This window comes from Flaviramulus multivorans, from assembly GCF_021728415.1.
GTDB lineage: Bacteria > Bacteroidota > Bacteroidia > Flavobacteriales > Flavobacteriaceae > Sabulilitoribacter > Sabulilitoribacter multivorans.
On record NZ_JAKKDV010000007.1, the window covers coordinates 84,656 to 110,107 of the forward strand.

Below are 25,452 nucleotides of genomic sequence, written 5' to 3' on the forward strand. Positions count from 1 at the left end.
TGGATTTAAAAAATATTATTTTGGGGCTAAAATAACAGCTAAAAGCCAGTATTAATAAGGTTTAAGTAATATTTAACAATACTAAAACGAACTTACAAACTGTTGAATTTTGTTTTTTAAACCGTGTGATGCTGGAACAAGCGGTAGCCTAACCGTATCTCGACATAATTTCAAGGCTTCAAAAACAGCTTTAATTCCTGCCGGATTATTTTCTTCAAAAATATAACCAATTACATCCATCAATTTAAAATGCAGTTGGTATGCAGCCTTAGCTTTTCCGTTTAAACCTAAACGAATCATTTCTGAGAATTCCTTTGGGAATCCTTGTCCAATTACAGAAATTACCCCAGAACCACCTGCTAAAACTACCCCTAAAGCTAAATCATCATCGCCAGAAATAATCATAAAATCTTCAGGCTTGTTTTTTATTAACTCAAGATATTGCGCCATATTGTTTCCAGCTTCTTTTACTGCAATAATGTTACTAAAATCGTTAGCTAATCTTAAAGTGGTTGAAGGCTCCATATTTTTTGAAGTTCTTCCAGGTACATTATATAAAATAATATCAATTGGCGAAGCTTCAGCAATAGCTCTAAAATGCTGATATAACCCTTCTTGGGTTGGTTTACTGTAATATGGAGATACCGATAGTATGGCATCAATACCACTTAAATCTGTTGATTTAATTTCCTCTATTACTTGCATGGTATTATTGCCACCAATGCCTAAAACCATGGGTACACGACCCTTATTAGCTTCAGATATAGTTTTAATTACAGCCTTCTTTTCTTCTTTTGTAATAGTTACACTTTCACCTGTTGTACCACAAATTACAAGATATTCCACACCATTTTCAATATTGAAATTTACAATATTTGATAAGGCTTCGTGATCTATAGTTAAATCTGATTTAAAAGGTGTAACCAAAGCCACTCCTGTTCCTAGAAACTTAGTATTCATTATTAATTAATTTTATTTAGTATCGTTAAATATTTAAAAACCTCTGTTTTAAATTGATCAAATTGCTTTTTATCAGTTTTTATAATCAAATCGTTTAAACGCTCATCGGTTTGTAAAATACCTATTTTTAATTTAGCTTTTGAAAGCGTTGTTATCAGTTTTAATTCTAAAACTTCTTTTTCGTAATAACTTATTAAAGCATCAAAGCTACTGTCTAAAAACTCTTGAAGTTCTAAATTTTTTATAGCTCCGTTCCAACCAAAATCTTTAGAGTTAAAACAAGAATCCCATGAATTTAAATCCTCTTTTTTGTTTTCAGAAAATGCAATGATTTTAAGTTTATTTGGGCGTACCTTAATATATTCAGCGAGTTTTCTAAACATTTCAAAATCATCAACCTCATCAATATTGAGGACAACACCTAAACTTTCAACTTTGCTATCTGCAACATTTACTTGTCTTTCTGATAACAATTTGTTTAAGTACTTTTTATTTGATTTTTCTTTAAAACCCTTTAAAATCATTTATCTTTATACTTTGCGCAAAGGTAGCAAAAGTACATTCAAATTTTATGTTTTACATATGAGGTTTACACATTTATTTATTTTGTTAATTTTTTTTATTTTTTCTGGATGCAAGCATAAAAAATTAACACTTTCAAAAATTGAAGGAAGCCAAATTCAAATAACAGATTCCTTAATTCCAGACTCCGAAATTGAAGCTTACATAAAACCCTTTAGAGATAATATTCAAAAAGATTTAGATAGTGTTTTAGCTTATTCAGCCGATACTTATTCAAAAACTGATGGTGAACTAAATACGGCTATTGGTAATTTTATGGCTGATGCAGTTTATGATGAAGCAAATCCAGTTTTCAAAAGCAGAACCGGACATGAGATTGATATGGTACTGCTAAATCATGGCGGTATTCGTTCCATTTTATCAAAAGGTAGCGTTAGCAAAAGAACAGCTTTTGAGTTGATGCCATTTGAGAATAGCGTTGTTGTAGTTGCCTTAAAAAGCCAACAAATAGATAGCCTAATAAATTATCTCGTCAGGGCTAAAAGAGCTCACCCTATTTCAAATCTAAAATTAACATTAGATAAAGATTTTAATGTTATTGAAGCCAAAATAAAAGGCGAACCTATTAAGCCAGATAAAACATATTATGTTGCTACAAATGACTATTTATACAATGGTGGTGATAATATGACTTTCTTTAAAAATAATGATAGTTTGTATGTTTTAAATTATAAAATTAGAAATGCTTTAATTGATAATTTTATGAAAAAAGACACTATTAAACCTGTGAGAGACGATAGGTTTATTCAAATTAAATAATAAAAAGAGCAGATGAAACGTAGATATTTTATTCAGCAAGCATCAGCAGGTACCGCTTTAGTAACTCTTGGAAGTTTAGGACTGCAATCTTTTACTTCGGTCGAAAAAACTTCAAAAATAACTATACTTCATACCAACGATGTTCACAGTCACATTGATGCTTTTGGTCCTGAGGATGGTAGAAATGCTAATAAAGGAGGTGTGGCTAGACGTGCAAGTTTAGTTGAATCTATTAGAAAAGAAAACCCGAATACCTTACTGCTAGATGCTGGTGATATTTTTCAAGGTACACCTTACTTTAATTATTATGGGGGTGAATTGGAATTTAAACTCATGAGTAAATTAAAATACGATGCTGCTACCATAGGAAATCATGATTTTGATAATGGTATTGATGGTTTATTTGCTCAATTACCACACGCTGAATTTCAATTTGTTTCAGCAAATTATGATTTTTCAAATACCATCATGGATACACACACAAAACCTTACAAAATATTTAAAAAAGATGGTATTACAATAGGTGTTTTTGGTTTAGGTATAGAACTAGCTGGTTTAGTAGACCCAAGTCTTTATAAAGAAACCAAATATTTGGATCCTATTGAAATAACTCAAGATATGTCGCGTATTCTAAAAGAAGACGAACAGTGCGATTTAATAATTTGCTTATCACATTTGGGATATCATTACAGAAACAATCAATCGAAAATAAGTGATTTAAAACTCGCATCAACAACTAAAAATATAGATTTAATTATTGGCGGACATACACATACTTTTTTACCAAAACCTACAATTGTAAAAAATATTGAGGGTAAAAATATGTTGGTCAACCAAGTTGGGTGTTATGGCATTAATCTTGGAAAAATTGATTTTTATTTTGATTCTGACAAAAATAAATCGGCCAATGGAACTTCAATAATTGTTTAGAAAATATCGATATCTAGACAAAAACATTTCTTCATCTGTGATTATTTTTTTTCAATCCTGAAATGTTGACTTAAAACAAACGTCTAACATTTTAACTAAATAATCAAAATAATGAAAAAACATATTCCTTTAATTTTAAGAATTATTGTTGCGTTTATTTTAATTCAAACCCTTCGCTTTAAATTTACAGCGCATGCTGATAGCATCTATATTTTTGAGAAAGTAGGATTAGAGCCTTACGGTAGAATTGGCATTGGCGTTTTAGAGCTAATTGCTGGCATTTTACTACTCATACCAAAAACGGTTTGGGTGGGAGCTTCTTTAACTTTAGGTGTTATTGGTGGGGCAATAATGATGCACTTAGCACAATTAGGTATAGAAGTAAAAAATGATGGAGGCACACTTTTTATAACGGCCCTAATAACATTTATACTTTCTGCTGTAATTCTTTACTTATATAGAAAAGATATTCCGTTTCTAAATTTAAAATAAGAAGTTTATTCAGCTACCATATACTTACTTTCTTCATTAGCTGTATACAACAATTTGGACTGCTGGTAGTAAAAATAAAACGCAACAAGTGCTAATGTAGTTCCTAAGAAATTTATAAAACTTCTTTGAGCAATATATATATAAGCGATGTCTAAAACTTCAGAAAAAACAATACATAAAGAGCCTATAAATAAAAATAAAGACTTCTTATTTTCTTTGTGAAAAAAGTTAAGCAATGATACTGAAAGTACTAATAGCATTACAATATTATAAACTAACTCAAAACCATATTCATATTTATAGATAAGATGTGGTTCAACTACAATCTGCAAAACATATACTAAGTAAATGTTTAATACACTTAGAACAAATAAATGAATTTTAAAATTTCTTAAGACGTGCTTCACACATAAAGACTGAGATATTTTAACAAACAAAAATATATAAGCTATAATGTATAGAGCAGTTCCTAGATAATAGTCATATTCATAAAAAATGGCGTCTTCATCACTTGACACATTATAATACAACCAATTATCCGTAACAATTCCTATTAAATCTGATATTGAAAAAAATATTAGAAATAATGAAAAAAGCCTACTTTTTCTTCTTACAAATAGTAAATAGATGAGAGTAATTAACGGTATAATGAGAGAGTCTAAATAAAATGCTACTGTGTATTGTTCTATCGCTTCAAAAAAGGCAAATAGTATATATACGAGCAGAACACAACCTATCAAGACTTTAGACTTGTACATAACAGCAATTTGGGGTTACTAGGCAAATATAAAAATATTTTACAAATAAACGATAATATTTACATTTTATCGATATTTTTTTGTTAAATATTTAATTTTTGTAAGAATTGATACTCGTTTATAAGTTCAATATTCAGCTTTTCAGCCTTTTCTTTTTTACTAGGCCCCATATTAGCTCCTGCAACTATAAAACTTGTTTTGGATGAAATAGAACTACTTACTTTACCACCATTATCTTCAATCAACTTTTTAAGTTCATCTCTGGATAAAGATTCAAAAACACCAGAAATAACTATAGATAAGCCCTCCAATTTATTAGTTTTTCCAACTAACTCTTCTTCAGACATTTCCAACTGAACTCCAAATTCTTTTAATCTATTTACAATAAAGACATTCTCTGTTGATGCAAAAAAAGCACTGACACTTTCAGCAATCTTTACCCCAATCTCATCTACATTTACCAAGGCTTCTTCGGATGCATGAGCAATAGCATCAATACTTTTATAATGTCTTGCCAGTTTTTTGGCAACCGTTTCACCCACATATCGAATTCCTAAAGCATACAATACGCGCTCAAACGGAATAGTTTTAGATTTTTCAATGCCTTGAATTAAATTATCTGCACTTTTTTCAGCCATCCTTTCCAAAGGAATAACCTGCTCTTTTTTTAATTCATATAAATCAGAATAATTAGTTATCAAACCCTCATTTACCAAAAGCGCGACTGTTTCGCCTCCTAAGCCTTCAATATCCATGGCCTTTCTAGAAATAAAATGTTGAATACGACCAATAATTTGCGGATTGCAACCATTATAATTTGGGCAATAGTGTTGAGCTTCTCCTTCTTCCCTAACGAGTTCTGTATGACATTCAGGACAATGATTAATATATGTTGTTGGAACTGAACCAGAAGGGCGCTTAGTTAAATCTACTCCAAGTATTTTTGGAATAATTTCTCCGCCTTTTTCAACATAAACTTCGTCTCCTACCCTAATATCTAATTTTGCTATCTGATCTGCGTTATGAAGCGATGCACGTTTAACAGTGGTACCCGCTAGTTCAACAGGTTCTAAATTTGCTACTGGTGTAATAGCACCTGTTCTACCAACTTGATACGTGATACTATTCAATTTTGTTGATACTTGTTCTGCTTTAAATTTATAGGCCATTGCCCAACGAGGTGCTTTGGCTGTATATCCAAGCTCTTCTTGTTGTTGCAAACTATTAACTTTAATAACAACACCATCCGTTTCATACGGTAAGTTGTGGCGATGTGTATTCCAATAATCAACAAACTCCAAAACCTCATCAATTGAATGGGCTAACGTGGCTGCATCTGGTACTTTAAAACCCCATTCTCTAGCTTTTTTTAAACTTTCAAATTGCGTTTTTATACCCAAATTAGACCCTGTAAGGTTATAAAGTAAGCATTCCAATGGTCGTTTGGCAACCTCAGCACTGTCTTGTAATTTCAAGCTTCCTGAAGCAGTGTTTCGCGGGTTTCTATAAGGCTCCTCTCCTATTTCAATACGCTCCTCATTCATTTTATTAAAGCCCTCAAAAGGCAATACTATTTCACCACGAATATCAAATTTTTCTGGGTAATCACCTTTTAATTGAAGCGGAACAGACTTAATAGTTTTTACGTTTGCAGTAACATTATCACCCTGAAAACCATCTCCACGGGTAACCGCCTTTACCAATTTGCCATTTTCGTAAGTTAAACTAATAGAAGCACCATCATATTTTAATTCGCAGGTATACTGAACTTCTCCATCAACCAATTTCTTAATACGCTTTTCCCAATCTAGCAAATCTTCTTTTGAATAAGAATTATCTAAAGAATACATACGATGCTCATGTGGAATGGTTTCAAAATTTTTAGTCACCTCACCTCCAACACGCTGTGTAGGCGAATTAGCATCAAAAAACTCAGGGTGTTTTGCTTCAAGCTCTTGAAGTTCTTTAAGTTTTACATCAAACTCATAATCTGAAATTGTAGCGTTATCAAGTACATAATAATTGTAATTGTGCTCGCGTAATTCATTGCGTAGGTTTTCTATGCGTTCTTCTATCGGATTCATTAACTTTTATTTCCTTTTATCATTCTATCTTTTTTATAGATGTCTTGCTTTAATTCTATATTAAAAAAATTGTGATTACGTAATACAGTTATCATATCGTTACCAAGATACTCATTGATTTCAAAAAATAACAAACCCTTGTTTGATAAATTAATAACAGCAAATTCTGAAATAGCTTCATAAAACCTTAGTGGGTTATCATCTTTAACAAATAGTGCTAAATGTGGCTCGTTATCTAATACATTAGGTTTCATAAGATTTTTTTCTTTTTCTCGCACATATGGTGGATTTGATACAATAATATCGAATTTTAAGTCTTGAAATTCCAAATTTATAGCTTCAGAATTTAGAATATCAGCTTCAATAAATTCAACATTTACGGTATTTAGTCTCGCATTTTCTTTGGCTACTTCTAGTGCTTCTTTACTAACATCTAAAGCATATACTTTTGCGTTTGGTAAATGCTTAGCCAAAGTAATTGCTATACATCCACTACCAGTACCCATATCCAAAATATTATTTGAGCTATTTTTATCAACATGTTTTAAAATCCACTCAACTAATTCTTCTGTTTCTGGACGTGGAATTAAAACGTTCTTACTCACTTTAAAAGGCAAACCATAAAATTCGGTTTCACCTAATATATACTGTATTGGTTTCTGTTGTTTTAATAACTCTAAAGCGTTTAAAATGCCATCAGCATTCTCAACTTCTAAGGTTGAATTTAGTGCCAATTCTATTCTTTTTACTTTATAGAAAGAGTCAGCTAACATATAAAAGAAGTTGTCTACCTCTTCCGTTAAATAAATAGTATCTAATTCCTGATGAAATTTATATTGAATAGCCTTTAATTTCATAAATCCTTTATCATCCAAACACCACAAGAATAATGACCAGTATTACCTAAAGGTCCATCTAAATGCTTAAATCCGTAACTTTCATAAATATGAATGGCAGCCTTAAGTTGAGATGCCGATTCTAAATAACACTGCTTATAACCCAATTCTTTTGCAGTTTCCATACATTTTTCAAACAACTTTCGTCCAAAACCTTTTCCTCTTACTTTAGGGGAAAAATACATTTTTTGAATTTCACACACATCACTTTCAAAATCTTTTAAAGGTTTAATGCCGCCGCCACCCAAAACTTCTCCGTTTGCATCAATTACATAATAAACATCATTATCGTTTTGATAAGATTGATACATTCTAGGAGTTTCAGCATCAGAATAAGCAGTTCCTTTTAAAGGAATTTTAAATTCATGAAAACAACCCCTAATCACTTGCTCTATTTGGGTATTATCCTGAGGTTCAATTTCTCGAATAACTATAGTATCTTTGCTCACTTTAAAATGGTATTTTTATAGCTGTGAATATACATGAAAAATACATAAAACGCTGCCTAGAAATTGCAAAAAATGGTTTGGGAACTACTCGACCGAATCCCATGGTTGGTTGTGTTATTGTATATAATAATAAAATTATCGGAGAAGGTTTTACAAGTGCTTACGGTGGTAATCATGCTGAAGTAAATGCCATAAATTCTACTAAAAATAAAGACTTATTAAAAGAGGCAATTCTTTATGTTACTTTAGAACCCTGTTCGCATTATGGAAAAACACCACCTTGTAGCGATTTAATTATAAAATATAATATACCAAATGTGGTTATTGGTTGTGTTGATGATAATGAAAAAGTAGCTGGAAAAGGGATTGAAAAACTCAAAAATGGTGGTGTAAACGTCACTATAGGAGTTTTGGAACAAGAATGTAAAACTCATCACAAACGCTTTTTTACATTTCACAATAAAAAACGACCCTATATCATTTTAAAGTGGGCACAAACCAAAGATGGATTTATTGCTCCAGAAACCAAAAGCAAAAAAAAACCTGTTTGGATCACAAATGAATATTCTCAACAGTTAGTGCATAAATGGCGTGCGGAAGAACAAGCTATTTTAGTTGGTACCAATACCGTTTTAGAAGATAACCCGAGCTTAACGGCTAGACATTGGATTGGTAAAAATCCTGTTCGTGTGGTTTTAGATAAAAAAGAAATATTATCAAAAGATTTTAATGTCTTTAATGCCGAAGCTGTAACTATGTTATTAAAGGAAAATTCAGCTAAAGGGATTTGTAAAAAACTGCACGAAAAAGATATCAATTCAATAATAATTGAAGGAGGCTCCAAAACACTGCAAATGTTTATTGATGAAAATATTTGGGATGAAGCGAGGGTTTTTACAGGAGCTTCATCATTTCAAAAAGGTATAAAATCCCCTAATTTTTCGGGTAAATTGATTTCTGAAGAACAGATTGATTCTGATATTCTTAAAACTTATATGAATGATTAAAACCATTATTTTCGATTTTGGGAACGTTTTTATTAATCTTGATATTGAAGGCGCAAAAAAATATGCTCTAGAAAAATTTGGGGTTGATTCTTTCTCAGAAGAAATGATCGCATTTAATAGCTTTTATGAGCAAGGTCTTATTTCTACCGACGAGTTTGTCGAGTTTTATAGAAACAATTTCCCTGAACTTTCAGAAGAAGAATTAATTGAAGTTTGGAATTATATTCTCAAAGATTTTCCTGAACACAGGTTAACCTTTTTAAAGGCGTTAAAAAATACTTCAAAATATAAACTAATCCTTTTAAGTAACACTAATGAGCTTCACATAAATTGGATTAAAGAAGATATTTCCTTTTATGATGACTTCAAACAATGTTTTGATTCGTTTTATTTATCCCAAGAGATTAAACTACGAAAACCTAATCAAGATATTTTTGAGTTTGTTTTGAATAAAAATAATTTAAAAGCCAACGAATGCCTTTTTATTGATGACAATTTAGATAACATTAATACGGCTAAACAGTTAGGTTTTAAGACATGGCACATCAACCCCAACTCCGAAGATGTAACCAATTTACTCAAAACTAAAAGCGACTTGCTCTAAATTGACTGAAAAGGATACATATAATACGATAACCGTTGCCCCAGAACCAATTTTGTTTAAGGATAAGAAAAGTAAATTTTATGGTTACGCATTTCCTGTTAGCAATGAAGTAGATGTAAGAGAGCATCTTGATGTTTTAAAGAAGGAACATTCTGCTGCAAGACATTGGTGCTATGCTTACCAACTAGGAACTGAGAACATTGAGTATCGCGCCAGTGACGACGGTGAACCTTATAATAGTGCTGGAATGCCAATTTACGGACAAATACAATCATTTGAAGTTACCAATATTTTAGTTGTGGTTGTTCGATATTTTGGAGGTGTAAAATTAGGGGTTGGTGGTTTAATAAATGCTTACAGGACTGCCGCGCAATTGGTTTTGGAAGAAGCTAAAATTATTGAAAAGACTATAAACGTTGATTTTCTTATAAGTTTTGATTACAAAAACATGAATACAGTTATGCGCATTTTAAAAGAAAAGCAACTAAATATAATAAATCAAAAATTTGAAATCGGTTGTCAAATAATGATTTCAGTCAGAAAAAAAGAAGCAGAATCAATTTATGATATTTTCAATAACCTATTTGAAATAAACATTAAAACGCTATAAACTAACTTTCAATAGCTTTTAGTATATAATCGGGTGCTTTTATTGGTCGATTAGTTTTCATATCGATAAATACCAAAGTGGTACTAGCAGTTGTTAAAATTTCACCTAATTCATTCGTAATTTTATAGTCAAATTCAATCTTTGCAGTAGGTGTATTTTTAAGTTGAGTTTTTACATTAATTACATCGTCATAACCCGCTGATTTTTTATAGTTTATGCTTAAAGAAACAACAGGTAACATGACACCACTTTCTTCCATTGATTTGTAAGAAATCCCTAATTTCCTCAACCACTCAATTCGCCCCATTTCAAGATATAATGCGTAATTGCCATGATGTACCACTCCCATCTGGTCTGTTTCGCCATATCTCACTCTTATTTGTATTTCATCGAATTTCATGGGCAAATCTAAATATTTTTTTGTAGTTTCGGCAAAGGGCTAAACATGAGAAAAAAAATCTAGAAATTCAATAGCAATTCATTTTTTTTTTTAGAATTTTGTTCACATATTTGCCTCACTATAAAAGGGGGATATGAAAATGTCATTTTCATAACAATTCTAACTAACTAAGAAAACCAAATAAATTAACAAATGAGTGTAACTGCGCAATCGGTATGGAATAATTGTCTGGAATTTATAAAGGATAATATTCAACCGCAAGCTTATAAAACTTGGTTTGAACCCATAGTTGCAGTTAAACTCACTGATAAAGCTCTAAGTATTCAAGTTCCCAGTAAATTCTTTTATGAATGGCTTGAAGAACACTACGTTAAAATCCTTAAAGTTTCTCTTACTAAAGAATTAGGTGAAAGTGCCAAACTTGTTTACATAATTAAAATGGAAAACACCTATGGTAACAAACAACCTTTTACCGAAAAAATCCCTAGTTCAAATAGAAGTGCTTTAAAATCCCAGGATGTTGATGTTCCTTTAAATAATAAAAACCCAGAATTACGAAATCCTTTTGTTATTCCAGGTATTAGAAATGTAAAGATTGAATCTCAATTAAATCCTAATTACAGTTTTGAAAATTTCCTAGAAGGTGATTCTAATAGATTAGCAAGAAGTGCCGGTTTAGCGGTTGCAGCAAAACCAGGTGGCACCTCATTTAATCCTCTATTAATTTTTGGTGGTGTAGGTTTAGGGAAAACACATTTAGCACATGCTATTGGTGTTGATATTAAAGATAAATATCCAGAAAAAACGGTTTTATATATTTCTGCTGAAAAGTTTACTCAACAGTATATTGAGGCAGTAAAGAAAAATAATAGAAATGATTTCATTCATTTTTATCAGATTATTGATGTGTTGATTATTGACGATGTGCAATTTCTTTCTGGAAAAACAGGAACTCAAGACGTTTTCTTCCACATATTCAATCATTTACATCAAAACGGCAAGCAAGTTATTTTAACAAGTGACAAAGCACCTGTGGATATGCAAGATATTGAACAACGTTTACTATCTCGCTTTAAATGGGGGTTATCTGCTGAATTACAAAACCCTGATTTTGAAACAAGAGTTTCAATCTTAAAAAATAAATTATATCGTGATGGTGTTGAAATGCCTGATGAGATTATTGAATATGTTGCAAAAAACATTAAAACTAATGTAAGAGAACTTGAAGGAGCGATCATTTCTTTAATCGCTCAATCCTCATTCAACAAAAAGGAAATCACTATAGATTTAGCAAGAATTATTGTTGAGAAATTTGTTAAAAATACGAAACGCGAAGTTTCTATAGATTATATACAAAAAGTGGTGTCCGATTACTTCCAAATGGATATTGACACTTTACAATCAAAAACTAGAAAACGCCATATCGTACAAGCGAGACAATTGGCTATGTTTTTTGCTAAAAAATTCACTAAAGCATCTTTAGCAAGTATTGGTTCTCAAATAGGGAAACGTGATCATGCAACTGTTTTACATGCTTGTAAAACTGTAGATAATTTATCTTCAACCGATAAGCAGTTTAGAAAATACGTTGAGGATATTACCAAAAAACTTTCCGTTTAAAAACTTTTCATAATGACTAAAATTCTAATGGTTTGCTTGGGAAACATTTGTCGTTCTCCACTAGCCGAAGGTATTTTAAAATCAAAACTTTCTAAAGATTCTTTTACCGTTGATTCTGCTGGAACAGCCAATTACCATATTGGAAATCCTCCTGATAAACGTTCTATTGCGGTAGCCAAAAAATATGGCATTGATATTTCAAATTTAAAAGGTCGTCAATTTAATGCTTCAGATTTTGATGCGTTCGATTTAATATATGTCATGGATGAATCAAATTTCAAAAATGTCATAAAAATAGCTAGAAATGATGAGGATATTGCTAAAGTAAAATTCATTTTAAATGAAGTCTATCCGAATCAAAATTATGACGTGCCAGATCCATACTACGGCGGTGATGAAGGTTTTGAGAATGTTTACAAGATGTTAGACGAAGCATGTGATATAATAGTCCAAAAGCTAAATCATTAATATACATTTAAAATAGCAGCATATTTATTAACTTTACATAAAAAGCTGCTTTATGAAACTTCTACAACTTATTTTATTTTTTTGCAGTTTTAATTTATTGTGTTTTTCTCAAACAATTGAATTGCAATCATTTGGAACTGGCTTTTCTAGCCCTGTCGAGATTACTCATGCTGGTGATGATAGACTTTTTATTGTAGAACAAGCTGGCGTCACTAAAATACTTAATTCAAATGGAATGGTGAACGCAACCCCTTTTCTAGATATAAGCTCGAAAGTGGGCTCTGGTGGCGAGCGTGGTTTACTTGGTTTAGCTTTTGCACCGGACTATACAACTTCAGGTAGATTTTATGTTTGCTATACTGATAATTCAAGTACTTCGCAACCAAATAGTATAATTGCGCGATATACTGTAAGTGCAAACCCAGATATTGCAAATACCTCAGAAACAATCTTGCTAACTATTAGTCAACCTTTTAGCAATCATAATGGCGGAAAAATGGCTTTTGGAACTGATGGTTTTTTATTTATATCTACGGGTGATGGCGGCAGCGGAGGCGACCCTGGAGATAGAGCACAAAACACTACGACACTTTTAGGAAAGCTTTTACGAATTGATGTTAGTGGAGCAACATATAGTATTCCAGTCAGCAACCCCTTTTCAAGTTCAGCAAATGGTTCCAATGACCCACGACCAGAAATTTTTGCCATTGGGTTGAGGAATCCATGGAAATTCTCTTTTGATAAATCTAATGGCGATTTGTGGATTGCCGATGTGGGTCAGAATGCTTATGAAGAAATAAATAAAGTTACAGGTTATGGCAGTCCGGGAGATAACTATGGTTGGAGATGTTATGAAGGTGACAACCATGTATATAACAGTACTGGTAATTGTCCAGCTGGAGGTTTTAGCGCGACTATTAGGCCTGTTGCAGAATACCCTCATGTTGGCAGCGGGTGCTCTGGATCAGTTACTGGTGGCTATGTTTACAGAGGTTCAACTTATTCTAGCTTTGTAGGTAAATATTTCTTTGCTGATTATTGTACTAGAGAGGTTGGAATTTTAACCGATATAGGGTCATACCAATGGTCAATGACTATGCAGACTCCTAATATCACTCATGGATGGACAACTTTTGGAGAAGATGTTAATGGTGAACTTTATATTGCTGGTGGTGGAAATGTGTATAAAATTACAGATGCTAATTTAAGTACATCAGAAACTGATTCTTTTAAGTTTAAATTATACCCAAACCCCTCAAAAGAAAGCATTTTTATTGATTTTGATAATCGATTTAATGATGTTGAATTCGTTTCTATTTATAACATTCAAGGGCAAAAAGTGACAGATATTTCAAAGCCATTTAAAAAAGTACTTAATATTTCAACCCATAACTTTAAAAGTGGTATATATTTTTTAGAAATCAGTTTAAAGAACAAACCAAAAACTACTAAAAAACTCATTATTAATTAAATGAAAAACCTATTAGGTAAATTATACCTTATTCCAACCACTTTAGGCGATACTAATCCGTTAGAGGTATTGCCTATTTCAGTTAAACAGACGATTGAAAAAACAAATACTTTTATAGTAGAAAACGAAAAAACAGCTAGACGTTTCATAAAAAGCATATGTCCAGAAAAATCGCAACCTTCTCTTAAATTATTTTTATTGAATAAACACACTAATGAAGTTGAGTTACCCACTTTTTTAGAACCATGCACTAATGGCGTTGATGTTGGCTTATTATCAGAAGCTGGTTGTCCTGGTATTGCTGATCCTGGAGCAGATGTTGTAAAAATAGCACATGAAAAAAATATTAAAGTAGTTCCTTTGGTAGGACCGTCATCCATTTTACTGGCTATTATGAGTTCTGGAATGAACGGACAAAGTTTTGCTTTTAATGGATATTTACCTATTGACAAAGGTGAAAGAAAAAATGAAATTAAGCGATTGGAAAGGTTGTCATTTGAAAACAATCAATCACAGGTATTTATTGAAACACCTTATAGAAATAATAATATGCTGGAAGACTTAGCATCTTATTTAGAAAACAATACTAATATTTGCGTTGCTTGTGACATAACACTTTCATCAGAATTTATAAAAACACAATCAGCAAACTCTTGGAAAAAAAATATGGTAGACCTTCATAAAAGACCTACCATATTTATTATTCATAAAAACTAAATTTTACATAGCTTTTGCTAGTCTATCTGGTTTTATAAATGATGTGTCATATCCAGAAAAACGTTTCATATAATAATGAACCGTCGTACCATATCCATCAGCAAAATTATCTAATCCATAACTTCTTAAATAATTTTTTACACTACCTGGGCCAGCTAAATGTGCAGCTGCTAAAATTCCAGATTCTGTAACAATGATTCCATTAATACGCTTACCAACAAAATTCTTAATATCACGTCTTAGAATCCATTTGTTACGAGCTGTATTAGCAATAAATGCTTTTTCTTGTAAACTTGGGTTCTTTAAAAATTGATCTGGGTTTTTAATTCCAATCATTTTTAATGTTTCAGTACCAAATTGATATTTTCCTAAATACCCATAAGTATTAACCGAAAAATAATTACCACCTGACTCTTTAAAAGCTAAAGCTTCTTTAAAGCCTACAAATGATTTACCTAAGTATGGAGAAAATTCAAAATCAGGAGCTGTATTTGAAGCTATAAGATTTTTATTTTCATCTATACCATCATTTACATTATAATCTAAGTTTAAACCCTTAGTAGAGTACTTGCTTAAATCAATTGTTTCATTTGAGCGAAACGAAATATGTACTAGTATACATATTGTAAGTGCTATTGTAATATAACTTGCAATATTTCTTACCATAGTTTTAAATTTTTTTAGCATATTTTAAAACAAAATACACCTTGAAATTTGAGCGTGCAAAATTACATTTTTTTTTAATACTATCAAAACTAATCGTTTATGTGCTATTTTTAATTGTAGAATAGATGAAAAACACCTCCATTTTTATTAATTTCTAATGTCGGAAATGGTATTTTTATCATATTAAAAACATCAAAAATAGACTTCAACAATTTTGAATTTGTTCTAATGCCATTCAAATTTACATCAAAACTCAAATAGTATTGCCTGTAACGCGAATTACTTGTTAACACTTGGTTGTCAATATCTTCAACACCCGTAAGCATACCTTCAGCGCCATACCCTATTGCAATATTTAACCATTTTGGAATCTTACTATTTTTAAAAAACGAATGTAAATTAAAACTCAACCAATAAGTTTGCCCATTATAATCTTTCAAAGCTTGCTCTAGATACGTATAACCTAGCTTATCTGGACGTTGTGAAGCATATTTTGTTTGATGAAAAGAATATTTTAAGGCTATTCTTTGTTCTTTCCATAGTAATTCTTGCCCAATATACAGTCCTGTACCTGCTCCATTAGCTGCAATATCACCCCAAGAAAACCCCCATTCCTTTGAGAAACCATCAAGCACCTCTACAGCTGTTAAAAATGTAAAACCCAAAGTAGCACCGTAAAGCAGTTGATTTTTTTCACTTACCCCGCTCCAATCTAATAATTGAGCACCATGTTTACCTAGTTGATACGAAGTAAACACATGTCCAAACTTATCCATTTGCAACCACTCATCATTATCATTAATGGTGTGGAATTTAGACCTATCAAAATCTGAATACCAAAGTTGGTTAAGTCCAATAAGCGTTATTCCAGCGAAAGAAGCTTCAGAAATTACTACTAAATTCCGTCTAGGTTTGTTTAAGCTATCGCTTTTTGTTAGAAAAGAATCTAATTTAGATTGTGAAAAAGTTAATATGGGTAATAAAACAAAAAAAATGATATGTTTTATCAAGGCATTATTCACTATCTATTAATACCTTGTGATGATAAATACCTATGATATTCTCTAGCATTTACATTATGCTGTGCCAGTGTTTTTGCGAACTTATGATAACCTAAACGTTGTGCATCGGCAGCAAAATATAAATAATTGTGCTTTTCGTGGTTTAAAACTGCATCAATGGCTGAAATATCTGGCATAGCGATAAGTCCTGGTGGTAATCCCAAGTTTTTATATGTGTTGTATGGCGATTCAATATCTTTATGAATATTTAAAACACGTTTTATAACGGTATTTTTGTATTGCGGAAGTTGATATGCAGCAAATTTTAATGTTGGGTCTGCCTGTAGTGGCATGCCTATTCTTAATCTATTCATGTAGACACCAGCAATTCGAGGTTGCTCACTAGTCTGTTTCGACTCTTCATAAACAATTGATGCTAATGCAATTACTTGATCTGGAGATAAGCCGATATCATGTGCTTTTTGCATTCTCGACTCCGTCCAAAAACGCTTGTACTCTGTTAACATTCTGTCTCTAAATCTTTCAGCTGAAGTATTCCAAAAAAATTCATAGCTATTAGGTAAATACATTCCCAATACGGTTTCTTCTTTAAAATCGTTTTCATTTAAAAAAGTGGTGTCTTTCATAGCTTTTAAAAGCGATAAGCTGTCTGCTTCAATCTGACTTGCCACACGACCTGCCAACTTTTCTAGCGTTTCTTGATTATTAAAAGACAATTTTATTGGTAAATTCTTGCTTCTTATAGAATTGATGATATCATTATTGCTCATCCCTTTTCTAATTTCAAAACGACCTGCTTTAATATTAGTAGTATACTTTTTTCTTTCAGCTAAATTGTCAAAAGAGTCTATATCGTCTAACAAAGGTATTAATTGACTCCTTACTTCCTGATATGTTGCATTTGAAGGAATAAAAACATAGGCCACTTCATTATTAAATGACGTATTGGGTTTTAACATAGCCTTATAAACAAAGTTTGCAAAAAAAGCAGCAACCACTAACCCAATTAAAACTATGGCGATAAGTATTTTTTTTATATACATTTATTTATTGATTTATTAATTGAAACATATATTCATTTTTAAAGGAACCATTTACCTTATTCCAATCCTTCTTGAGTCCTATTTTTTCGAACCCTTGATTAGTGAAAAGTTTAATACTTGCCTTATTATCTTCAGATATATTACAATATAATTGATGTAATCCTAAATGGGTGAAACAATAACCAGTTAATAGCTTAAGCGCTTCCTTCCCGTATCCTTTTAGTCTATCTCCAGTTTCCTTAACCAAAATACCTACTCCAGCTTTACTATTTTTAAAATCGAAATCGAACAAATCAATCATTCCCAAAGCATTATTATCATAACTTGAAATAACTAGTCTTAATTGTTTGACTTCAAAAACATCTTTATGGGCATTTTCTAAATATTGTTTTAGCAAAAATTTTGAATATGGTGTCTGGGTATTACTTATTTCCCAAACATTTTCATCGTTTTCAATACTATGAATAAACTCTAAATCCTCTGGTTCTAAAGCACGTAAGTATATATGTTCTCCTTTTAAGGTAATCATATTTCTCCTTTAAAAACAAATGTTGCATGCCCAATGAGTAATACATTCTTATATTCATTATTTTCAACTTCAAATGAGACTTGTAATTGTCCACCTTCTACATTAAGGTTTACAATATTATTTTTAGTTTCCCCTAAATAATGCATTGCAATGGCTACGGCAGTAACACCTGTACCACATGACAAAGTTTCATCTTCAACGCCTCGTTCGTAGGTTCGAACCCTGAAGGTAGAATCAGATACTCTTTTTACAAAATTAACGTTGCTCCCTGCTTTATTATAAGGCTCTCCAAATCTAATTTTTGACCCTTTGGCTCTAATGTCAAAATCATCAATAGCATCTTCAAACTGTACATGATGAGGCGAACCTGTGTTTAAAAAGACATGATTTTCATGCTTTTCAATAGTGCTTACATCCAGCATTTGTAGCTTAACCATATTTTCATCTATAGTTGCTTGATGCAAACCATCAATCGCCTCGAAAACCGCATTGTTTTTAATAACACCCAAATGTTTAGCAAAAGCTACAATACACCTTCCACCATTTCCGCACATAGAACTTTCATTCCCATCGGCATTATAATAAACCATTTTGAAATCTAAATCATCATGGTTTTCTAATAAAATAAGTCCGTCAGCCCCTATGCCAAAACGTCTGTCACATAAAAATGCGATATGTTTGGTATTATTTTTGTCGAATTTTTGTTGACGATTATCTATCATCACAAAATCGTTACCTGTTCCTTGATATTTATAAAAAGTCTGTAGCATAATAAAGCACAAATATAGGAATATAAACCGTTTTTTTGATTGTTAAATAGTCGTTAAAATCCAAGTTAAAAATCGTTAAAAGAAGATTAACAACTCAATAAATATTTAATTTTAATCGTTGATATTATATTTAAATTTTAATAATTATGAAGAAGATTTTAACCCTAGTATTGGTTTCGGCATTAGGAGGTATTATTACCCTGGGAGCTTACAAACTATTTTTAGAAGAAAATAAACCTATTGTAGTAACTTCAACGGAAACAAATCCTGCGTTTTTACCAACTAATAATGTGAGCAATTTATTTAATACTGCAGAAAATCCAGATTTTACAGTGGCTGCTGAAAATACTGTGAATGCTGTGGTACACGTAAAAAACGTATCAATTAGTAAAGGACAATTAACACTGCAAGATTTATTTTCTGGTAGAAGCCCTCAACGTGCTCAAATGGGAACAGGTTCGGGTGTTATAATTAATGCTGACGGATACATTATTACAAATAATCATGTTATAAATAACTCGGATGAATTATCGGTAACATTAAATAATAACAAAACCTACAAAGCTGAAATAGTAGGTTCAGACGCAAAAACTGATATTGCTCTTTTAAAAATTGAAGCAGATGAAGATTTACCCTATGTAACGTTTGCTGATTCAGATAACGCAAAAATCGGTGAATGGGTATTGGCAGTTGGTAATCCTTTTAATTTAACGTCCACAGTAACAGCAGGCATTATAAGTGCAAAGGCTAGAAATTTAGATCCTACAGGAACTTATGCACAATCGTTCATTCAAACAGATGCTGCAGTAAACCCAGGAAATTCTGGTGGTGCCTTGGTAAATACTAATGGTGAACTTATTGGTATTAATACTGCTATTTCCTCTCAAACAGGATCTTATATTGGGTATTCTTTTGCAGTACCAAGTAATATTGCTCGTAGAGTTATTGAAGATATTATGGAATACGGTAATGTACAAAACGGTATTCTTGGTATTAGTGGTGGCGCCTTAAATAGCAGATATGCAGACGAATTGGGTATAAATGACACCGAAGGAATATATGTGGCTGAAGTAGTTGAAGATTCAGGTGCGGAAAAAGCTGGTATTGAAAAAGGTGATATTATTAAAGAAATTAACCATATTAAAGTTTCAAAATTTGCTGATTTAACGGGGCAAATTAATGCAAAACGTGTTGGTGATGTTGTAACCGTTACGCTATCAAAAAATGGTAAATTAAAAACGATTCCAGTAACTTTAACAAGAAATGAAACGTACACTTTACCATTGGTAGGACGAATTAAGAATGCTAAAAAAGAAGACTTAAAGAAGCTTAACGCGACTAATGGTGTAAAAATAATTGAGTTAAATAATGAATATGAATCCTATTGGAAAAAGAATGGTGTTGAAACAGGATCTATAATTACGTCAATAAATGACAAAAAAATTAACTCGGTTGATGATGCTCAAAACGCATTAAAAAGTAAATCACCTTACGAACCTTTAAGAATTGAGCTTATTAATAAAAATGGCGAAAAAGAACGTTATAACTTTAGATAATAAAACATTACCAAATAAATTTCAAACCCTTCAAAAAATAATTTTTGAAGGGTTATTTTTTTATTAAAAATATGCTACGAAAACGTTTGAGTTGTGCTATTTTTGCAAAAAATTTATCAACACAACCTAAACTATTTAATTATGAGTTTTAATAAAACTTATGAAAACGAATTAGCTTTTCAGGCTGATCGTAGAAAAGCAACAGTAGAATTTATTAAAATAATTAGTGATTTGTGGTACGACAAATCAATTGAATTAGTGCTTTTCAGAAATCAATTAATCGATAGAAACGTAAGTCAAATTTTAAACTTACATGAATATGCTGGTCAGTTTGTTCAAAAGCCCATTTCAATTTTTGATTCTGTTGAAATTGCTCAAGCAATTAAAACGCTTAATATTCCGCCAGCAAAATTAGATATCGGTAAATTAACTTACGAATATCATTTAGAAGATAATAAACATAATAATACTACAGCCTTTGTTGCTTCTAAACTAAAAGATGCTAGTAAAAATAATAGTATAAAACCTAAAGATGTCGTTCTTTACGGTTTTGGTAGAATTGGTCGTTTAGTGGCTCGTGAGTTAATGGCTCGTACAGGAAAAGGAAGTCAATTACGTTTAAGAGCTATTGTTACTCGCGGAAATATTGATAACCAAACACTTGAAAAAAGGGCGTCATTACTTAGAAATGATTCTGTTCATGGAGACTTTCCAGGTACCGTAATTATAGATGAAAAAAATAGCGCACTAATTATTAATGGCACGACCGTAAATATAATTTCAGCAGATGCTCCAGAAGATATAGATTATACAAAATTTGATATTAAAGACGCCTTAGTTATTGATAATACAGGTGCTTTTAGAGACCATGATGCTTTAAGCAGACATTTAAAATCTAAAGGAATTGATAAAGTATTACTTACCGCACCCGGGAAAGGTGTACCAAATATTGTTTATGGTGTTAACCATCAAGAAAATGACCCAGATTTAATCGACATTTTTTCTGCAGCATCATGTACTACCAATGCTATTACACCGGTATTAAAGGCTATTGAAGATTCATTTGGTGTAAAAAGTGGTCATTTAGAAACGATTCATGCTTATACTAACGACCAAAATTTAGTCGATAACTTCCATAAAAAGTATCGTCGCGGTAGAGCTGCAGCACTAAATATGGTTATTACTGAAACTGGAGCAGGAAGCGCAGTAGCCAAGGCGTTACCAAGTCTTGAAGGCAAGTTAACGTCAAATGCCATTCGTGTACCAGTACCAAACGGGTCGTTAGCAATTCTTAACTTAGAACTAAAAAACAAAACATCTCTTGATGGTGTAAATACTATTTTAAAGAAGTATGCTTTAGAAGGGGATTTAGTTGAACAAATAAAATATGAATTAAGTGATGAACTTGTTTCTAGCGATATCGTAGGAAGTTCAGCGCCTTCAATTTATGATAGTAAAGCTACCATTGTTAGAAAAGATGGTAAAAACATTATCCTATATATATGGTATGACAACGAATATGGTTATAGCCACCAGGTAATTAGGCTTGCAAAATATATTGCTAAAGTTAGACGTTATACGTATTATTAATTGCTAAGATCTAAATTATAAATTTAGTCGTATATACATTAGCCTCATTTTATGAGGCTTTTTATTTAATTATAGACGTATAGTAAACAATATTTTATAAATTAGTAAACCAAATAAAACTATTAAACCCTATCAAAAAAATGAATCCTATTAAATCTGCAGTTTTCTTAATCTTTTTTAGCCTATTTACTTTTACTTCTTTTGCTCAAACTACAAGTGATGACGAAGATAAATTATCTTTGAATAGTGGTACTATTGACAATCAATTTGAATATGTTCTTAGAAAATCTGGTAACTTTAGAGGTACTAACGGACAAATGTATGAGGCTGTAAAACTGAGCATGTTACTTACTTTACGCGCCCATGCCATAGATTCTTTAAAAACTCTTCGCAAAGATTTGGCAGACACGCAAGCAATTGTTGATGCACAGGCAAAAGAAATTACAGATTTAAAATCTAATCTTGGTGCTACTAAGGAAACTTTAGACAAAACAAATGCTGAAAAAAATAGTATGTCTTTTTTTGGCGCTCAAATGAGTAAAACAGGTTATAATGTATTAATGTGGACTATTATAGCTGGCTTATTAGCTTTACTTCTATTTTTTATATACAAATTTAAAAACAGTAACGCCATTACTAGAAATGCAAAAAAAGCTCTTGAAGAAATAGAAGAAGAGTTTGATGAGCATCGTAAAACGGCTTTAGAGCGCGAACAAAAAGTTAGACGTCAATTACAAGACGAGATTAATAAACAGAAAAAGGCATAAACTGTCAAAATTTCATAATCAAATAAGAAGGAAGTTTTGGAATAAATATTGCAATTATATACATGTTGATTTTTATAGTTTAATTTTAAAATATTTAAATTATGGATAAGAAACCTGTAACAAAAGTGCAATTAGTTGGGAAAGAAAAACAGTACTACTTTATTAAATTCCCAGATTTAAAAATCCCAGTAAAAGTTAACGACAACTTATACACCAAAATGCTTCATAGCAACGAATATGAGTTTTGTAACTTGAAAGAAGAACAACTTAAAACACAAGTTTCTTAAACCTTAAAATTTGGTAAAAAAGGTTGAATTCATAATAAAATGGATTCGACCTTTTTGTTTATATAAACGCCATTTATTAAATATCTTTTTAATTAATTTATCTTTGTGTCACTTAAATTAATGCTTTATGCGTATTGATATAATTACAGTTTTGCCTGAACTATTAAAAAGTCCTTTTGAGGCTTCTATTTTAAAACGTGCTATTGAAGCTGGTTTGGTAGAAGTTCATTTTCATAATTTAAGAGATTATACCACAGATAATTACAAATCTGTTGACGACACACAATTTGGAGGTGGTGCAGGCATGGTAATGATGATTGAGCCCATTGATAAATGTATTTCTAAATTAAAGACAGAACGCGACTATGATGAAGTAATTTATATGACGCCAGATGGCGAAACTTTAAAACAAGGTATTGCCAACCAACTATCATTAAAAGAGAATATCATTATTTTATGTGGCCACTATAAAGGGGTTGACCAACGTGTACGTGACCATTTTATAACCCGAGAAATATCAATAGGCGACTATGTCTTATCTGGAGGTGAATTGGGTGCTGCCGTACTTTGTGATGCTGTTATAAGATTAATACCAGGAGTTTTAGGTAATGAAACCTCTGCCCTTACCGATTCGTTTCAAGATAATTTACTAGCGCCACCAATTTATACTAAACCACGTGAGTATAAAGGCTTGAAAGTGCCCGAACTACTGTTTGGTGGTAACTTTGTAAAAATTGAAAAATGGCGAGAAGAACAAGCTTATCTTAGAACTAAAGAACGACGACCAGATTTGTTGAAGGATTAATTATAATCGTCGAAGTCATCATCAAATTTTCCTGTCATTCCATAATTACTACCTCCTCCATATTTTGTATACTTTGTTACTAGAAATGCTACTAACAATAAAATAAAAACACCACCACCTACAGTAATCCATTCTTCAAAAGTTGGGTCGTAATTAAATAAGAGCATTTTCATATTGTAAAATTAAATAATTACTTATTAAAATGAATTAATTGTAGTAAAAAGTGTTAAGGATAATAGCGACATCCTTTTGCGCAAGCAAAAGATACAGCGGTTAGTCTGACCTTTTGTTAAGCAAAAGGGAACACCATAAAAAATATAAATAAAAACGTTGCAAATTATTAATTAATACTTATTTTTGCACCCAATTTCGGGTTAACCTCTGGCGAAAATCGTGAATGTTGTTCTGAATTAATTAAATAATTTTAAAGATATGGAATCTTTAGTAAAGTATATACAAGACGAATTTGTAACAAAGAAAGAATTCCCAGAATTTAGTGCTGGTGACACCATTACTGTTTATTATGAAATTAGAGAGGGCGATAAAGTGCGTACTCAGTTTTTTAGAGGTGTTGTAATTCAAAGAAAAGGAACAGGAACATCTGAAACTTTTACCATTAGAAAAATGTCTGGTACTATTGGGGTAGAGCGTATTTTTCCTGTTAACTTACCAGCGTTACAAAAGATTGAAGTTAATAAGCGTGGTAAAGTGCGTAGAGCAAGAATTTACTACTTTAGAGGTCTTACTGGTAAAAAAGCTAGAATTAAAGAAAGTAGACACTAAGAATATATTGCTGCATATACAGCCCAAAAAAGCCTTGATACGTATCAAGGCTTTTTTTATTAACTTTTGTTAATAAGTATGGTTCATAAATAGTTGATATCTAATATCTTAAAAAGTTTGTTTTTTTGATTTGTAATTCTAAATTAGCAAAAGAAATAATAACAAACTTATGTTTGGTTTCGTCTCAACAACGAATTTGTATTATTTTCTAAATAAGGTAACGTTCTTTATAAAAATTGTTTTTTGAGGTTTTGTTATAACATGTGTATGCGTGGTACATAGCAAACCATGAAACCACAAAGTAGTCTAGCATGTGTAAACAGGCAAAAACTATGGTGGTGGAAAGCTTTGAAAGCAACATTAGCGAAAGCGAGGGTTGAAACAAGAGCAATGCTAATAGCAAATTTAACGCGCAAGCGAAGAGGGAGCTAAAGGCATCAAGAAAAACAGTTACTGAAACATGTAGGTAATAGGTCAATACATTTTGAAAATTACTGAAATGTTTCGTTGAAATAACAGCATTTAACTGAATGAATTTAGATGAAAATTTAAAATCACTTTAGTAGTAAATACTAAATAGGTTATATTATGTTATTTCGAGAAAGCCATGTCAACAGTAGATTAAATTCTGCAATGATATGGCTTTTGTTTTTTTACGACTTTTTGCGTTGTTTTTTAATGAATTCTTACCCTTGTTCCTCTTTTTTATTTTTATAATAAAACTAACTTATCTGAGTGTTTTCATAAGTTTATAGACTATTTTTAAAGTTCATTTTTTTGTATATTCGCAACGCTAAATTCAAGGCGTGTATAAAATGCGGCTTTAT

30 protein-coding genes are annotated in these 25,452 nt (G+C 31.5%); 17 read left to right on the top strand and 13 right to left on the bottom strand.

The features are described 5' to 3' along the window. Positions 1 to 81: 81 nt before the first annotated feature. The gene (dapA, locus tag L3X39_RS13670; protein ID WP_237232423.1) at positions 82 to 960 is read right to left on the bottom strand and encodes a 4-hydroxy-tetrahydrodipicolinate synthase; all 879 of its coding nucleotides are present in this window, start codon (positions 958 to 960) and stop codon (positions 82 to 84) included. 2 nt (positions 961 to 962) lie between these two features. Then, entirely contained in the window at positions 963 to 1,484 is a 522-nt protein-coding gene (locus tag L3X39_RS13675; RefSeq protein WP_237232424.1) for a DUF6913 domain-containing protein, read from the bottom strand. Positions 1,485 to 1,542: 58 nt separating this feature from the next. On the opposite strand from L3X39_RS13675, the gene L3X39_RS13680 reads away from it, so the two are divergent. The 3 genes from L3X39_RS13680 to L3X39_RS13690 all read left to right on the top strand — a co-directional run bounded on the left by L3X39_RS13680 (position 1,543) and on the right by L3X39_RS13690 (position 3,723). Continuing rightward, positions 1,543 to 2,301 (top strand): 5'-nucleotidase C-terminal domain-containing protein, encoded by a 759-nt coding sequence (locus L3X39_RS13680; protein ID WP_237232425.1) that lies wholly within the window; start codon positions 1,543 to 1,545, stop codon positions 2,299 to 2,301. A gap of 12 nt (positions 2,302 to 2,313) precedes the next feature. Next, on the top strand, positions 2,314 to 3,231 hold the full coding sequence (locus tag L3X39_RS13685) for a bifunctional metallophosphatase/5'-nucleotidase (RefSeq protein ID WP_237232426.1): 918 nt from the start codon (positions 2,314 to 2,316) through the stop codon (positions 3,229 to 3,231). A gap of 111 nt (positions 3,232 to 3,342) precedes the next feature. After that, positions 3,343 to 3,723: a DoxX family protein gene (locus L3X39_RS13690; protein WP_237232427.1), complete on the top strand. Its 381-nt coding sequence runs from the start codon at positions 3,343 to 3,345 to the stop codon at positions 3,721 to 3,723. Positions 3,724 to 3,728: 5 nt separating this feature from the next. Here the strand turns inward: L3X39_RS13690 and L3X39_RS13695 are convergent, their stop codons facing one another. The 4 genes from L3X39_RS13695 to L3X39_RS13710 form a co-directional block, all read right to left on the bottom strand. Continuing rightward, complete coding sequence (locus tag L3X39_RS13695) at positions 3,729 to 4,481, bottom strand: hypothetical protein (protein ID WP_237232428.1); 753 nt, start codon at positions 4,479 to 4,481, stop codon at positions 3,729 to 3,731. An 83-nt stretch (positions 4,482 to 4,564) separates the two neighbouring features. Continuing rightward, positions 4,565 to 6,565 (bottom strand): NAD-dependent DNA ligase LigA, encoded by a 2,001-nt coding sequence (gene ligA / locus L3X39_RS13700; protein WP_237232429.1) that lies wholly within the window; start codon positions 6,563 to 6,565, stop codon positions 4,565 to 4,567. Then, a complete protein-coding gene (gene prmC, locus L3X39_RS13705) occupies positions 6,565 to 7,422 on the bottom strand; it encodes a peptide chain release factor N(5)-glutamine methyltransferase (protein WP_237232430.1) in 858 nt (285 codons plus the stop codon). The genes ligA and prmC overlap by 1 nt, the downstream gene beginning before the upstream one ends. After that, positions 7,419 to 7,910 (bottom strand): GNAT family N-acetyltransferase, encoded by a 492-nt coding sequence (locus L3X39_RS13710; RefSeq protein WP_237232431.1) that lies wholly within the window; start codon positions 7,908 to 7,910, stop codon positions 7,419 to 7,421. Before L3X39_RS13710 ends, prmC begins: the two co-directional genes overlap by 4 nt. 23 nt (positions 7,911 to 7,933) lie before the next feature. Here L3X39_RS13710 and ribD point away from each other — a divergent pair, with 23 nt between their 5' ends. The 3 genes from ribD to L3X39_RS13725 are packed head-to-tail and all read left to right on the top strand — an operon-like array spanning position 7,934 to position 10,131. Beyond that, the gene (gene ribD, locus L3X39_RS13715; RefSeq protein ID WP_237232432.1) at positions 7,934 to 8,917 is read left to right on the top strand and encodes a bifunctional diaminohydroxyphosphoribosylaminopyrimidine deaminase/5-amino-6-(5-phosphoribosylamino)uracil reductase RibD; all 984 of its coding nucleotides are present in this window, start codon (positions 7,934 to 7,936) and stop codon (positions 8,915 to 8,917) included. After that, complete coding sequence (locus L3X39_RS13720; protein ID WP_237232433.1) at positions 8,910 to 9,521, top strand: HAD family hydrolase; 612 nt, start codon at positions 8,910 to 8,912, stop codon at positions 9,519 to 9,521. Before ribD ends, L3X39_RS13720 begins: the two co-directional genes overlap by 8 nt. A 1-nt stretch (position 9,522) precedes the next feature. Then, entirely contained in the window at positions 9,523 to 10,131 is a 609-nt protein-coding gene (locus tag L3X39_RS13725; RefSeq protein ID WP_237232434.1) for an IMPACT family protein, read from the top strand. Between the two features lies 1 nt (position 10,132). Here L3X39_RS13725 and L3X39_RS13730 read toward each other — a convergent pair whose 3' ends face one another. After that, positions 10,133 to 10,531 (bottom strand): acyl-CoA thioesterase, encoded by a 399-nt coding sequence (locus L3X39_RS13730; RefSeq protein WP_237232435.1) that lies wholly within the window; start codon positions 10,529 to 10,531, stop codon positions 10,133 to 10,135. 192 nt (positions 10,532 to 10,723) lie between these two features. Here L3X39_RS13730 and dnaA point away from each other — a divergent pair, with 192 nt between their 5' ends. The 4 genes from dnaA to L3X39_RS13750 are packed head-to-tail and all read left to right on the top strand — an operon-like array spanning position 10,724 to position 14,807. Next, positions 10,724 to 12,151: a chromosomal replication initiator protein DnaA gene (dnaA, locus tag L3X39_RS13735; protein ID WP_237232436.1), complete on the top strand. Its 1,428-nt coding sequence runs from the start codon at positions 10,724 to 10,726 to the stop codon at positions 12,149 to 12,151. Between the two features lie 12 nt (positions 12,152 to 12,163). Next, on the top strand, positions 12,164 to 12,619 hold the full coding sequence (locus L3X39_RS13740; RefSeq protein ID WP_237232437.1) for a low molecular weight protein-tyrosine-phosphatase: 456 nt from the start codon (positions 12,164 to 12,166) through the stop codon (positions 12,617 to 12,619). Positions 12,620 to 12,671: 52 nt separating this feature from the next. Then, positions 12,672 to 14,090, top strand: coding sequence for a PQQ-dependent sugar dehydrogenase (locus tag L3X39_RS13745; RefSeq protein ID WP_237232438.1), 1,419 nt, complete (start codon positions 12,672 to 12,674; stop codon positions 14,088 to 14,090). Continuing rightward, complete coding sequence (locus L3X39_RS13750) at positions 14,091 to 14,807, top strand: SAM-dependent methyltransferase (protein ID WP_237232439.1); 717 nt, start codon at positions 14,091 to 14,093, stop codon at positions 14,805 to 14,807. Between the two features lie 3 nt (positions 14,808 to 14,810). Here the strand turns inward: L3X39_RS13750 and L3X39_RS13755 are convergent, their stop codons facing one another. The 5 genes from L3X39_RS13755 to dapF form a co-directional block, all read right to left on the bottom strand. Further along, positions 14,811 to 15,473 carry a peptidoglycan-binding protein LysM gene (locus tag L3X39_RS13755; protein WP_379840351.1) on the bottom strand — a complete coding sequence of 221 codons (663 nt, stop codon included), beginning with the start codon at positions 15,471 to 15,473 and terminating at the stop codon, positions 14,811 to 14,813. 110 nt (positions 15,474 to 15,583) lie between these two features. Beyond that, a complete protein-coding gene (locus tag L3X39_RS13760) occupies positions 15,584 to 16,483 on the bottom strand; it encodes a DUF2279 domain-containing protein (protein WP_237232441.1) in 900 nt (299 codons plus the stop codon). 11 nt (positions 16,484 to 16,494) lie between these two features. Further along, on the bottom strand, positions 16,495 to 17,538 hold the full coding sequence (gene mltG, locus L3X39_RS13765) for an endolytic transglycosylase MltG (RefSeq protein ID WP_237232442.1): 1,044 nt from the start codon (positions 17,536 to 17,538) through the stop codon (positions 16,495 to 16,497). Between the two features lie 4 nt (positions 17,539 to 17,542). Further along, on the bottom strand, positions 17,543 to 18,067 hold the full coding sequence (locus L3X39_RS13770; RefSeq protein WP_237232443.1) for a GNAT family N-acetyltransferase: 525 nt from the start codon (positions 18,065 to 18,067) through the stop codon (positions 17,543 to 17,545). After that, positions 18,064 to 18,837, bottom strand: a complete 774-nt coding sequence (gene dapF / locus L3X39_RS13775; protein ID WP_237232444.1) for a diaminopimelate epimerase — start codon at positions 18,835 to 18,837, stop codon at positions 18,064 to 18,066. The genes L3X39_RS13770 and dapF overlap by 4 nt, the downstream gene beginning before the upstream one ends. A gap of 146 nt (positions 18,838 to 18,983) precedes the next feature. Here dapF and L3X39_RS13780 point away from each other — a divergent pair, with 146 nt between their 5' ends. From L3X39_RS13780 to trmD, 5 genes are all read left to right on the top strand, one after another. Continuing rightward, entirely contained in the window at positions 18,984 to 20,393 is a 1,410-nt protein-coding gene (locus tag L3X39_RS13780; protein WP_237232445.1) for a trypsin-like peptidase domain-containing protein, read from the top strand. Between the two features lie 141 nt (positions 20,394 to 20,534). Next, positions 20,535 to 21,983 carry a glyceraldehyde-3-phosphate dehydrogenase gene (locus L3X39_RS13785; RefSeq protein WP_237232446.1) on the top strand — a complete coding sequence of 483 codons (1,449 nt, stop codon included), beginning with the start codon at positions 20,535 to 20,537 and terminating at the stop codon, positions 21,981 to 21,983. Positions 21,984 to 22,123: 140 nt separating this feature from the next. Further along, the gene (locus L3X39_RS13790) at positions 22,124 to 22,750 is read left to right on the top strand and encodes a tRNA (guanine-N1)-methyltransferase (protein WP_237232447.1); all 627 of its coding nucleotides are present in this window, start codon (positions 22,124 to 22,126) and stop codon (positions 22,748 to 22,750) included. 101 nt (positions 22,751 to 22,851) lie between these two features. Beyond that, a complete protein-coding gene (locus L3X39_RS13795; protein ID WP_237232448.1) occupies positions 22,852 to 23,037 on the top strand; it encodes a hypothetical protein in 186 nt (61 codons plus the stop codon). A 127-nt stretch (positions 23,038 to 23,164) separates the two neighbouring features. Beyond that, positions 23,165 to 23,842 (top strand): tRNA (guanosine(37)-N1)-methyltransferase TrmD, encoded by a 678-nt coding sequence (trmD, locus tag L3X39_RS13800; protein ID WP_237232449.1) that lies wholly within the window; start codon positions 23,165 to 23,167, stop codon positions 23,840 to 23,842. On the opposite strand, the gene L3X39_RS13805 is transcribed toward trmD, so the two are convergent. After that, positions 23,839 to 24,015: a hypothetical protein gene (locus L3X39_RS13805; protein WP_237232450.1), complete on the bottom strand. Its 177-nt coding sequence runs from the start codon at positions 24,013 to 24,015 to the stop codon at positions 23,839 to 23,841. The genes trmD and L3X39_RS13805 overlap by 4 nt on opposite strands. Before the next feature lie 259 nt (positions 24,016 to 24,274). Between L3X39_RS13805 and rplS the strand changes: the two genes are divergently transcribed. Both rplS and L3X39_RS13815 read left to right on the top strand, forming a co-directional pair. Beyond that, positions 24,275 to 24,625 (top strand): 50S ribosomal protein L19, encoded by a 351-nt coding sequence (gene rplS / locus L3X39_RS13810; protein ID WP_237232451.1) that lies wholly within the window; start codon positions 24,275 to 24,277, stop codon positions 24,623 to 24,625. 288 nt (positions 24,626 to 24,913) lie between these two features. After that, positions 24,914 to 25,057, top strand: coding sequence for a hypothetical protein (locus L3X39_RS13815; RefSeq protein WP_237232452.1), 144 nt, complete (start codon positions 24,914 to 24,916; stop codon positions 25,055 to 25,057). The last annotated feature ends 395 nt before the right edge of the window (positions 25,058 to 25,452 follow it).